The sequence below is a fragment of the Mycobacterium simiae genome, assembly GCF_008370645.1.
Taxonomy (GTDB): Bacteria; Actinomycetota; Actinomycetes; order Mycobacteriales; family Mycobacteriaceae; genus Mycobacterium; species Mycobacterium simiae_A.
This window is the reverse complement of the sequence record NZ_VTZN01000157.1, coordinates 1-11,616: the sequence shown is the minus strand read 5'-3', so window position 1 is coordinate 11,616 and position 11,616 is coordinate 1. Positions and strand designations below refer to the sequence as shown.

At 64.4% G+C, this 11,616-nt stretch carries 11 protein-coding genes; 5 read left to right on the top strand and 6 right to left on the bottom strand.

The window, feature by feature from the left end; all coding sequences use genetic code 11:
* Window positions 1–354, top strand: a 354-nt coding sequence (locus tag F0Q45_RS20430; RefSeq protein WP_306439459.1) for a cation transporter dimerization domain-containing protein, incomplete at its 5' end; no start/stop codon positions are given.
* A 66-nt stretch (window positions 355–420) separates the two neighbouring features.
* Here F0Q45_RS20430 and F0Q45_RS20425 read toward each other — a convergent pair.
* The gene (locus F0Q45_RS20425) at window positions 421–1,116 is read right to left on the bottom strand and encodes a sensor domain-containing protein (protein ID WP_149655679.1); all 696 of its coding nucleotides are present in this window, start codon (window positions 1,114–1,116) and stop codon (window positions 421–423) included.
* A gap of 422 nt (window positions 1,117–1,538) precedes the next feature.
* Between F0Q45_RS20425 and F0Q45_RS20420 the strand changes: the two genes are divergently transcribed.
* Complete coding sequence (locus F0Q45_RS20420; protein ID WP_149655678.1) at window positions 1,539–2,912, top strand: hemolysin family protein; 1,374 nt, start codon at window positions 1,539–1,541, stop codon at window positions 2,910–2,912.
* Complete coding sequence (locus tag F0Q45_RS20415) at window positions 2,905–3,957, top strand: hemolysin family protein (protein ID WP_149655677.1); 1,053 nt, start codon at window positions 2,905–2,907, stop codon at window positions 3,955–3,957. The genes F0Q45_RS20420 and F0Q45_RS20415 overlap by 8 nt, the downstream gene beginning before the upstream one ends.
* A gap of 35 nt (window positions 3,958–3,992) precedes the next feature.
* On the opposite strand, the gene F0Q45_RS20410 is transcribed toward F0Q45_RS20415, so the two are convergent.
* Complete coding sequence (locus F0Q45_RS20410; protein WP_149655676.1) at window positions 3,993–5,123, bottom strand: 1,4-beta-xylanase; 1,131 nt, start codon at window positions 5,121–5,123, stop codon at window positions 3,993–3,995.
* A gap of 242 nt (window positions 5,124–5,365) precedes the next feature.
* Between F0Q45_RS20410 and F0Q45_RS20405 the strand changes: the two genes are divergently transcribed.
* A complete protein-coding gene (locus tag F0Q45_RS20405; protein ID WP_149655675.1) occupies window positions 5,366–6,496 on the top strand; it encodes an acyl-CoA dehydrogenase family protein in 1,131 nt (376 codons plus the stop codon).
* 246 nt (window positions 6,497–6,742) lie between these two features.
* Window positions 6,743–7,669, top strand: a complete 927-nt coding sequence (locus F0Q45_RS20400) for a DUF808 domain-containing protein (protein WP_149655674.1) — start codon at window positions 6,743–6,745, stop codon at window positions 7,667–7,669.
* Between the two features lie 57 nt (window positions 7,670–7,726).
* On the opposite strand, the gene F0Q45_RS20395 is transcribed toward F0Q45_RS20400, so the two are convergent.
* The 4 genes from F0Q45_RS20395 to F0Q45_RS20380 all read right to left on the bottom strand — a co-directional run.
* A complete protein-coding gene (locus F0Q45_RS20395) occupies window positions 7,727–8,320 on the bottom strand; it encodes a DUF732 domain-containing protein (RefSeq protein ID WP_262491085.1) in 594 nt (197 codons plus the stop codon).
* A 24-nt stretch (window positions 8,321–8,344) separates the two neighbouring features.
* Complete coding sequence (locus tag F0Q45_RS20390) at window positions 8,345–10,045, bottom strand: patatin-like phospholipase family protein (RefSeq protein WP_149655673.1); 1,701 nt, start codon at window positions 10,043–10,045, stop codon at window positions 8,345–8,347.
* Window positions 10,046–10,063: 18 nt separating this feature from the next.
* Window positions 10,064–10,951 (bottom strand): SPFH domain-containing protein, encoded by an 888-nt coding sequence (locus tag F0Q45_RS20385; RefSeq protein ID WP_149655672.1) that lies wholly within the window; start codon window positions 10,949–10,951, stop codon window positions 10,064–10,066.
* A 51-nt stretch (window positions 10,952–11,002) separates the two neighbouring features.
* On the bottom strand, window positions 11,003–11,616 hold a 614-nt coding region (locus F0Q45_RS20380), incomplete at its 5' end, for a protein adenylyltransferase SelO family protein (protein WP_188113050.1).

The window sequence follows — 11,616 nt, the reverse complement described above, 5'->3', positions numbered from 1 at the left end:
GCCGACCCGATCGTGGGCCTGCTGATCACCGTGGCCATCGTGGCCGTGCTGCGCACCGTGGTGCGAGATGTGTTCCATCGCCTGATGGACGCTGTTGATCCGACGCTCATCGACACCGCGGAGGCCGCCCTGGCCGTCCAGCCGGGGGTGTGTCTGGTGCGCAGCGTGCGGATGCGTTGGAGCGGGCACCGTCTGCTCGCAGACGTTGAACTGGACATCGACCAGAAGTTGAGCCTGGCCGACGCTCATCGCATCGCCCACCAGGCCGAACATGACCTGATCCACGCCGTTCCGAAACTTAGCGCCGCGACTATTCACGCCTACCCTGCCCACCGCACCACCACGCCCGCGTGATCCTGGACCACGCCGCCACGTCGCTTCCGGTAGTCGTCATGGTTGTCCAAGCCTGGTGCCCGTGTGCTACCGGATGCGATCGCTGATGATTTGCAGGACGCTCGTCGCGATTTGGTCTGCCGGTTCGATTCCCAACACGCCGACGGATATCAAGAACGAGGACTTTTCGCGGTAGAGGTGACACCAACCGTCGTTGGTGCTGATCTTCAGGGTGGACGAGTCCGGGTGGGTGAGGTCGAATTCGTAGTTGGGGTCGTGCAGCGCGGCACACGCTTGCAGTGCTGTCTCGAGTTGGTGAAGTACGCCCCTGGAAGTGCTGGGGTCTGGGTAGAACGCAATGGCTTGACTGACCGTCTGGATTAGGGCGGGCCCGCCCGGTTTGAGGTCATCGGTGATGCCGTGATACCCGGCGCTGCGAAACTCGGTCCAGCCGCTTCCGAAAGTGAGATCGCTGGTTCCCGCTGCCCGACAAGGGCCTGGAGCATTAGTGTCTCCCGACGGCGGATTACGCAAATCCGCGTGCGCATGTGCGGTCAGCTCCTCGTACTGTGCGATGCGTCGCACCTCTTCCACACCGACGATCAACGCATCGACGCGTGATGCGGGCGCGGTGCTCGTCGTGGCCGTTGTGCTGGAGTGCGAACATGCGGTAATCGTCGCTACCAAACAGCAGGCGATGAAGGCCCATCGGACGGCGGCGGCCAGACCGTGTTTGATAGCTCGGCGTTTGCCGTTACTGCCGGCGGAACTGCGTGGGCTCATCGTCGATACCCGTCTTCTCCAGTCTGCGGGGTGGAGTGGGATTCGGCGTTGACCCGGGTGCGATCACCCGCTTGGTAGCCGCCGCTGCCTCTACCCTAGGGGCGTTTGCGCGCCAACTGAGCAGAATGGGCAAAAACCGAGGTCAGAGCGCCGGACGAGCCCAACAGGTAGAGCCGACGAGACAAGATGGCGCAGGGCAACGCCGGTGGGATGCACCAAGGCCGCCGGTAGACTGAGGCTTTCCGGGCCGAGTAAATCAGCCAGTGGCCGGCGGCCACCAGGAAGGGGAAGCGTGCCGGGGGCGATGTTGGAGCCGAGGCTTCGTCGGGCGGAGCACCGGCGGGTGCGGGCGCGGCTGAATCTCTCGATCCGGAGCCGGCCTATAGCCAGCCGGGCTGCTGCCCGGCACACCCGCAACGGCCATGAGTCTCATCCGAACGCTGCTTGAGCTGTTGGCCTTCCTGGCGCTGACGGGGGGCACCGCCCTGTTCGTGGCCGCGGAGTTCTCGCTGACCGCGTTGGAACGCAGCACAGTAAACGCTAACGCGCGCACGGGTGGACGACGGGATCAGTTTGTCCAGCATGCCCATCGCACCTTGTCATTTCAATTGTCTGGTGCGCAGGTGGGAATCTCGATCACCACGCTGATCACTGGATACTTGGCCGAGCCATTGATCGCCCGCCTGACGCGGCCGGTTCTGACAGCGGCGGGGTTACCCCATGACCTTTCGGTGGGTGTGGCGTTGGCTGTGGCCCTGGTGATCGCCACCTCGGTATCGATGGTGTTCGGCGAGCTGGTGCCCAAGAACCTCGCGGTCGCTCAACCAGTAGCCACTGCGCGTGCCGCCGCAGCCCCTCAGGTGCTGTTCTCGGTACTGCTCACACCGCTGATCCGGTTGACCAATGGCACTGCCAACGTGATCTTGCGCCGGATGGGCATCGAACCGGCCGAAGAGCTGCGTTCAGCTCGCTCGCCACAAGAGTTGGTCGCACTGGTGCGTCGCTCGGCTCGCCGCGGTTCTCTCGATCCGAGTACCGCGACGCTGGTCGACCGATCATTGCGGTTTGGGGCTCGCACCGCCGACGAGCTGTTGACACCGCGCACCGAGATCGAGGTACTCCAAGCCGACGACACTGCTGCAGACCTGATCGCCAAGGCCATCGAAACAGGTTTCTCGCGCTTTCCCGTGGTCGACGGTGACTTAGACAAGACCATCGGCATCGTGCACGTCAAGCAGGTATTCCGGCTGACACGACCGGAGCGGACCCGGATTCGGCTGGCCGACCTGGCCCAGGCGGTAGCGATGGTGCCCTCAACGCTGGATGGCGATGCTGTCTTGGCGCCGATCCAGGCCAGCGCACTGCAGACCGCGCTGGTTGTCGACGAATACGGTGGCACCGCTGGCATGGTGACCATGGAGGACCTGATCGAGGAGATCGTTGGCGAGGTACGCGACGAACACGATCAGCCGGACCCGGTGGTGGCGCCCTCTGGCAATGGCTGGCAGGTGCCCGGCCTGTTACGCATCGATGAGGTGTTCGAAGCCGTCGGATACCGCGCCCCCGAGGGCCACTACGAGACCATTGGCGGGTTCGTGTTGCGCGAACTGGGCCACATACCGGTCGAGGGCGAGTCGGTGGAGATCGAAGAGTTCGATCCCGCGTCTGCCTATGCGGAACCGGTCTGGTGGCGCGCGACGGTGGTGCGCATGGAAGGCCGGCGTATCGACCTGCTTCATCTCATCAGGCTTGGGCATCGCGGCCGCAGTGCACACCCGGGCAAGCCAGATGGGTGACCTCATCGGGGTAATGCTGACGGTGCTGTTGTTGGGTGCCAACGCATTTTTCGTGGGGGCGGAATTCGCCCTGATATCGGCGCGGCGTGACCGCCTCGAAACGCTCGCCGAAGTAGGTAGGCGCGATGCGCTCACGGTTATTCGCGCCGGGGAGAACCTGTCGCTGATGCTGGCTGGAGCTCAGTTGGGCATTACGGTGTGCTCGATTCTGTTGGGCCGTATCGGTGAACCAGCCGTGGCTCACCTGCTGGAGCAGCCGTTTCACGTCGCCGGCATTCCCGAAACACTGCTGCACACCGCGTCATTCGTGGTGGCGATAAGCATCATGGTGGTGCTACACGTGTTGCTTGGTGAAATGGTGCCGAAGAACATCGCCATCGCTGGGCCGGAAAAGGCTGCAATGCTACTCATTCCGGCGTATCTGATCTGGATGCGCATCGCTCGCCCGTTTATTGCCTTCTACAACTGGTGTGCCAATATCTCGCTAGCTGCCCTGGGCGTGCAGGCTAAAGACGAACTGGAGATCACGGTATCCACCGTCGAACTTGCAGAGATGATCGCCGAATCTCGCTCGGCGGGGCTGCTTGACCCGGAGGAGCATGTGAGGCTCACCCGCGCGCTGCGGATCCGCGACCGGGCTGTCGCCGACGTGGCGGTGCCGCTGGCCCAGGTTCGGGCGGTGTCGGTCGCGCCAGACGGCAGCGGACCGCAGGTTCGCGCCATCGAGCGGGCGCTGGTGGAAACCGGATATTCGCGTTTCCCAATTGTCGAGCCGTCGGGCAGCTACCTCGGATACGTCCATATCAAGGACGTGCTGCCAGTTATCGACGACCTGGACGCGGTGATCGACCGATCGGCTTTGCGCTCATTGCCGCGGCTGCTTGGCACCTTGTCGCTGGCTGAGGCCTTGTCGACGCTGCTTCGTAGCAACAGCCACCTCGCGCTTGTCACCGACGTCCATGGCGATGTTGTCGGCATGGTGGCACTGGAAGATTTGTTCGAGGACCTCGTCGGTGCCATCCGCGACGGTACCCACCGCGGCTAAGGCTCGTTTGGAGGTTGACCACAGCCCAGTGCCGGCTATTCCTGTTGCGCCGTCAGCTTGCGAATCGCTTGAATTTCGCTCTCCTGATACGGCCGCCCGTCGGGCCATAGCAGATCGCTGAACCACACCTTGGGAGGCGCTTGGTAGGGGTGGTCCCAGGAATCCCACGGCAGGTATGTCTGAGTTTTTCCAGCCACCAGACCCCAGTTGAACACACCAACGTTGTGCCGCTTGGCAACTGGCAGGATTCCTTCAACGGTGCTGCCGCGCGACCGTGCCAGGTACTCGGTGCAGATGATTGGCCGCCCGAGCGGGGAAAGTTCAGCGATTCTGGCCTCGAACTCCCCTGGTGCGGCATAGCTGTGGAACGTGATCACATCGGAATTGTCGAGTTGAATGCCACTGATTGCGCTGCGGTTCCTCGGGTCTCCCCAACTTCCTTGCCAGACGCCACTTGTCAACGGTTGAGCAGGATCAACCGCACGGGCCCACTGGAACACCTGGGGGAGCAGATCCGCGACCAGCCCCAGCTTGTCCTTGCGCTCCACCTTGCGATACACGCGCGCGGGATTGTCGGGCTCATTCCATAGGTCCCAACCCAAAACGCGCTCGTCATTGCGGAATTGGCTCAATATCTTCGTGACGTAGTCGTATAGGACACTGTGGTAGCGCTGGTCACCTAGACGTTCAGCGCCGGGGCTCTGCACCCAACCGGAATTGTGTATCCCCGGTCTGGGCGGGCGTTGGGGGCCTGGTTTGGGGAGTGGGTCCCAACAGGAGTCGAACAAGACAAAGAGCGGTTTGATGCCGTGGCGCGCCGCGATAGTGACGAACTGCGCGAGGCGACTTCGGAAGCCCCAGGGATCTTGGACCCACAGCAGATCATGGAGGAAGACTCGCATGGTGTTCAACCCGAGTAACCGGGCCAGGCCCAGCTCGGCATCGATGCGACGCGGGTCAAAAGTGTCCGACTGAAACATTTCGAGCTGATTGACGGCATTCGAGGTGATGTAGTTCGCGCCGACCAGCCAGCCTTGTCCGCGATACCAATTGTTAGCCCGGTCCGCCGACCACCGACCCGCTTCGGCATAGGCACGTGGCCCTTGGGCCAGTGCCGTGCCCACTGCCACCAGCAGTGGCAGTTTCAGAGCCGTCCGACGTTGCACGATGAAACCCTAAATCTGCCCGGCGATGCGGATGGCTCTGCTTGGCAACGTGTTTCGACGTGCTTATCAATTCGCAATGACTTGAGGTCGGGATCGTTACCGCTCAGGCCGCTCGCAGTCTCCAGCGTACGCGGCCACCCGGTCCGGCCGACGGTCTTTGATCGGATCGACGGTCTAGGTGTGAAAGCCCGGCCCGGCCTCCGGAGTAACGTAACCGGACTACCGCCGTGACAGGAGACCCGATGAATCGAAGCGACACCGACATCGAGAAACTCGCTGAAAAGATCGCACTTTCGGCCCGGGAGATGTCGGAACAGATCGATCGCGACCGCCGACTTCCAGGGGAGTTGGTTGCCCGGCTGAGCGAGGCCGGACTCCTGCGCGCCACCATGCCCCACGAGGTGGAAGCACCGGAATTGGCGCCCGAAACGGCGCTGCGGTGCGCCGAAGCGTTGGCTCGGGGCGACGCCTCGGCGGGCTGGTGCGTATCGATCGCAATCACCAGCGCCCTGCTGGTGGCCTACTTGCCAGCATCCAGCCGCGACGAAATGTTCGGCGGCGGGCGGGGTGTCGCGGCGGGGGTGTGGGCGCCGCGCGGCACAGCGCGGTCAGTCGATGGCGGTGTCGTGGTGTCCGGACGCTGGCCCTTTTGCAGCGGGATTACCCATGCCGACATGTTGTTCGCCGGCTGCTTCGTCGACGATCGGCGGGTGCCTGCAGTGCTAGCACTGCCCAAAGGCGACCTGCAGGTGCTCGACACCTGGCACACGCTGGGTCTGCGCGGCACCGGCAGTCATGACAGCGTGGCCGACAACGTTTTCGTGCCCGCCGATCGGGTGTTATCGGTGTTCGACGGACCGACCCTGGATCGGCCGCTATATCGCTTTCCGGTATTCGGGTTCTTCGCACTGTCCATCGGGGCAGCCGCCTTAGGCAATGCCCGCGCCGCCATCGACGACCTCGTCGAGCTGGCCGGAGGCAAAAAAGGGTTGGGCTCGACACGCACTCTGGCTGAACGTCCGGCCACCCAAGCCGCAGTGGCGACAGCCGAAGCGACTCTGGGTGCCGCTCGCGCGCTCTACTACGAGGCGATCGACGCCGCCTGGCAGGCCAGCCACGATGCCGCCGCGGTGCCGGTGACGTTGCGCAACCGGCTGCGCCTGGCCGCCACGCACGCGGTGCGGACCTCGGCCGATGTGGTGCGCACCATGTACGACCTGGGCGGGGGTAGCGCCATCTACGACAGCTCGCCGCTGCAGCGTCGGTTTCGTGACGCATTTACCGCCACCGCCCACTTTCAGGTCAACGAGGCGTCACGCGAGCTGCCCGGCCGCATACTGCTGGACCAACCCGTGGACGTGTCGATGCTCTGAGCAGTATGAGTTGACAATCCTCGACCCGCATACCGGCGGCATAGTGGCCAAGGTGCCGATCGCGCCCGGTTTAGAGATGCCGCGGGCTCAGTTGAGCATCCGAGCCGCGGGGAGCCAGCGGCAGTGGTTTTGGCTTCAGCCCCGAACTGCTCGACGAGATGACGGCGGTCAAGGTGGTGCACTGGACTGCGCCGACGTGGCCGGCGCTCCGCTGACGGTAATCTCAATCGCTATGGGGGAGACGCGGTGAGCGCGGGCCTGTTCGGTCTCCTGGACGACGTGGCGGCCCTGGCGCGGCTGGCCGCGGCCTCAATTGACGACATCGGCAGCGCGGCCGGCCGCGCGACCGCCAAAGCTGCCGGGGTGGTCGTTGACGACACCGCGGTCACACCGCAATACGTCCACGGGATCACCGCCGAACGCGAACTTCCCATCATCAAACGCATCGCGATCGGCTCGCTGCGCAACAAGCTCCTGCTCATTTTGCCGATCGCGATGCTGCTCAGTCAGTTCGCTCCGTGGCTGCTGGCCCCGATTCTCATGCTTGGGGCGACGTATCTCTGCTACGAGGGCGCCGAAAAAACCTGGGGCAGTTTCCGCGGTCATGATGATGACGTTGCGCTGGTCGACGAGCACGATGTGGTGCGCAGCGCGGTCCGCACCGACCTGATTCTGTCCGCCGAGATCATGGTGATCGCCCTCAACGAGGTGGCGAGCCAGGGGTTCGCGTCGCGGCTCGTCGTCCTCGTCGTAGTTGCCCTAGCCATCACCGCCGTCGTCTACGGGGCCGTCGGTGCCATCGTCAAAATGGACGACGTCGGCTTGCGGCTTGCTGAGACCGGCTCCCGATTCAGACAGCAGGTCGGCCGGGGCCTGGTCGCCGGGATGCCGAAAGTGCTGAGGGTGCTTGCGGCGGTGGGGACGGTGGCGATGCTCTGGGTGGGCGGTCACATCCTGTTGGTGGGCAGCGACCGTGTTGGCTGGCACACGCCCTACCGCCTGGTTCACCACCTCGAAGAGCGGGTGCAGCACGGCGTTGGATCACTTGGTGCGGTGGTGGCCTGGCTGGTCAACACCGGGGTGTCGACAGCTATCGGATTAGCGATCGGAGCTGTCGTGGTCACAGTGGTGCAGCTGCCGCCGTTTCGCCGGGGACGCCGCTCCGCTGGGTAGCATTCGTGTCGACGGTGACTCGTTCGCTGGTTTCCGGTGCGTGGGTGCCCGGGCGCGCTATGGGCAATAGGTGCGCATGGAGATCGCCACGTATGCGTCGGCGCTGTTGCTCAGTCCCGGATTGCTGGCCCGAAATTCCGCGACTATCTGCTGGACCGTCATGCCCTGACGGAAGTTCATGCAGACCAACTTGCCGTTGTAGATCGCCGCTTCGGGATTGGCGAAGGTAATGCCCCGGTCGTTGAGCGCGGCGATATACCGGCTGTCCTGTTCCGGGGTGGAGGCGATGGTGGCAGCGGGAGCCGGCGCAGACGTCGTGGGCGCCGTTGCACCGCGCTGCGGGGCGGTTTGGGCAGCCGACGATGGTGCGACACCCTCGTTAGGTGACTTTGTTGTGTTTAACGCCCACCCGCCGACAATGATGAGCGTTGCCGATCCCAGACCGACCAGAAGCAGCGCGGCCGCTCTGCCCCACGTCGTCCGCCATGACTGGACGGCCGGTTCGCCGGCGGTGTCCGGGGAATCGTCGGCGTTTTCGTTGCGCGACCACCCGGCGTGCACCGGATCGGTTGGCGCGGAGTTCGGCACGGCGGCCGTCCGGGCATCATCGAGTGCGGCGGTTTTGTCAGAAGCCGGGACCGGCTCGGCCATGAAAGTCATGCTAGCCATCGCCTGTTACGTCAAATGGCGGTTTCGCCACCATCCCCAGCGGCTCGTCGGCGATTGAATCGCCGCCAGCACCGAGCTCATCGATGACGCCACCGACTTGGCGCGGGCTTTGGGCGCGACGACCGGAGGGCTATCCCCTTGCCACCACGTCGGCCGCAGCAGCGCGGCCGTCACGGGGATCGCCTCGTTAACGCTGGTACGTCCCCACTCGCACGCGCGGTCGATGGCGGCCACCGAGGGCGCCAGGTTGATCGGCGACAGGGTCGGCTGGAACTTGACGAGGTGGTCGACATAGGGCAGGTTACGCACCATCTGCAGTTGGACGGCCTGGGTGATCGGAGCCAACCACATGTGGCGGGGTTCCCATTGCGGATGAAAGCAGTCGAAGGCCAGATAGCAAGCATTACGGGTGCCGAGCTTTCCGTCGCGAATCCGCTTCCAGGCCTGTTCGATCGGCACGTTGCTGGCTGCGCCGCCGTCGACGAGGGCGGCGATGTCCTTCTGAGCGCACAGGGCGTCCAGGATCGAGACCATGCGCTGCTCGCGCGTTTCATGGTGCAGCACGCCAGGGATGGCCGAGGAGAATGACGCCGCGTCCACGACGTCGAAGTCGTGCTCAGGGTCGTCGCCGCTGATCACGATGGGTTTGACCACCCGCAAGTCGATGAAGGCGGACACCTGCCACATCCGGGCCGCGACCAACGGTCCGATCCCGATGGGACGGAAGGGAACCGACCGCAACTGGAGTGCCGCCAGTTCCGGACGGCGAAACCGGGACGGCAGCGCCGCATAAGGCTGTCTGCGCACTCCGGCGACCACGATGTCGAATGGAATTGCCAAGTCGGACATACGCATTCGTACCCCGTCGGCCCGGCTGAGCAACGCCAGAGCGAACTGGTCGAAGCGCAGCGCGAACATTCCAGCCAGGCCATGACGGCGGCGCAAGCGCTCGGGCCCGAGGATGGCGCGATACGACACCGTCTTGGCCCACTCCACGTACTCTTCGATCGGCACTGGCAGGGTGCGCGCCACCAGGCTGCCGATGATGGAGCCGAACGAGGAGCCGATCAGGTAATCCGGTATCTGACCGGCCTGCAGAAGCCGCTGCATGCCGCCGATGTAGACGAAACCGGCTCCTCCGCCGCCGCCCAGGATCGTGACCAGCTTCTTGTAGCCGACCTCGGCGTCCAGCTCGGCGGGGGAGAAGTCATTGCCGTGGCGTTCGATGAGCACTTGCCGCTGATCGGCCTGGTCGGCAGCCAGTCTTTCCAGCACCTCGCGGGCCGCCCGCAACGCCGTCACCGCATCTGCCTCCTCGCGCAGCGGTCCGTACAGCGCGTCCGTGACCCTGGATCGCCACGGCGCGATTTCGGCCCCGACCGAGATGTCACCACGTCCACGGCTCCCGCTGGGGCCGGCAGCGCCCGGTTCGAAGTCAGCAAGTCTGGCGAAGTTGAGGATATAGCGCAGCTTGCGCAGTTCCACGTCGCTGAGCACCTCGGGATTGGCGAGATGCTGCCGGATCAGCCGGTTCTCCATCTTTTGCAGCAGCAGGACCGGCTCGGCGGAGGGCAGATCGACGGTGTCCGGCGTGTCCTGGGCCACTTCCGCGTCGAAGGCCTCGTGTTCGAACTCCTCGATGAAGTCGAACTCGGCGTCGCGGCGGCCCAAGCGGGCGCGCACTGTGCCGGCGAACGGGAAGTCCATGGGGACCAATCTTGTCGGCTAGCGCCCGGGCACCGAAACCGTGGGCAGCGCCGAGCTGCCCGGCCAGCACCCCAGCGGGCTGATCCCTTTGTTGATCGCGGCGGTAATGCAGTTCTGCACCACAACGTTGGGATCGTTGCTGATCGACCGGGACAAGATCTCATTGGCTTTGGCCTGAGCCTCGGCGGTCCGCTGGGCCTCCACCGCGATCGAGGTCTGGGCTCGTTGCTGGTTGAGCTGGTTGATCTTGTCCTCGGTGCCCTGGTCGTACTGGATGGTGGGCACGTTGACGTCGAAGATGTCGACCTGGCCGCCAACATCCTGGCGCATGATATCGGCGGCGCGCTTGGCGAGGTTGGGCAGCGGGGAGACGTCCAGGTTCTGCGGGTCCAAGGGGTTGAACGCGGCGAACACCTCGTTGAGTGCCACGGACAGATTGCGCTCAATCAGGTTGACTCGCACGTTGTCGAAGGTCTTGTACTGCTGAAACAGCTCCGGGGCAGCGGGCTGTTTGAGTTGCCAGCGGATGCTGACATCGGCCAGCGCGGTGGATTGATTGCCCAGCCGCACCATGATCCGCTGGTCGTTGTTGCCCTCTTTGACGTACTTGTCGATCTGCACTGCGCCGTCCATTTGGTGGGTCATCTGCCACGGCCACTTGCCGTGGAAGCCGTTGTTGAGGCTCACGCCGGTGGGGCGACCGAACGTGGTGACGATCGCGATTTGGCGGGTGCCCACGATGGTGAAACTGCCCACGAGAAAGAAGAAGACTGCTGCTGCCAGGGCTCCGATTGTCACTGACCTGCCGCGGAGGCGGGTCTTGTCACCGGTGGAGAATATCCACAGCAAGGCCGCGACTCCGGCGACGATCAAGCACATGGTGAACAGCACGATCTGCCAGGTCATCGTTAGCCCCTTCTGCTGTGGTGTGGTCAGCAGAGTAGGCGATGGCTCGCTCTAGGTGCCGCAGAAGGTTCGGTACGCGCCGAAATCCTCGGGCGCGGGACGGGCGTAGCGCTCCAGACCCGGCCGTTCGGCATACGGGTGTGTGACGGCCTCAAGTAGCCGTTCGACGGGACGGAGATCGCCGTCCGTCGCCGCTGCCAAAGCCTCCTCAACGAGATGATTGCGGGGGATGTAGATCGGGTTCACCCGGTCCATCAGCTCGGCCTCCGGTCCCAGGGCCTGCCACCGCGACAGCCAGTCGTCGAACCGGGCGAGGTCGACGAACAGTCCGCGCGCGGGTTCGGCGTCGCCGCGGGCGGCTTGGCCGAGGTGACGGAAGAACGAGGTGTAGTCGACACCGCTGTCCTGAAGCATCGGTAGTAACTCGTCCACCACCGTGCCGGCTGTGCGCAACCCCAGCTTGGCCCGCATGCCCGACGACCACACCGCGTCATAGCGGATGCGGAACACCCCGAGCGCCTGCTCGGCGAGGGCGATGGCCTCCTGGGTATCCTCGGCGAACAACGGAAGCAGCGCCTCGGCGAACCGGGCGAGGTTCCACCCGGCGATGACCGGCTGGTTGCCGTAGGCGTAGCGGCCCCAATGGTCGATGGAGCTGAACACCG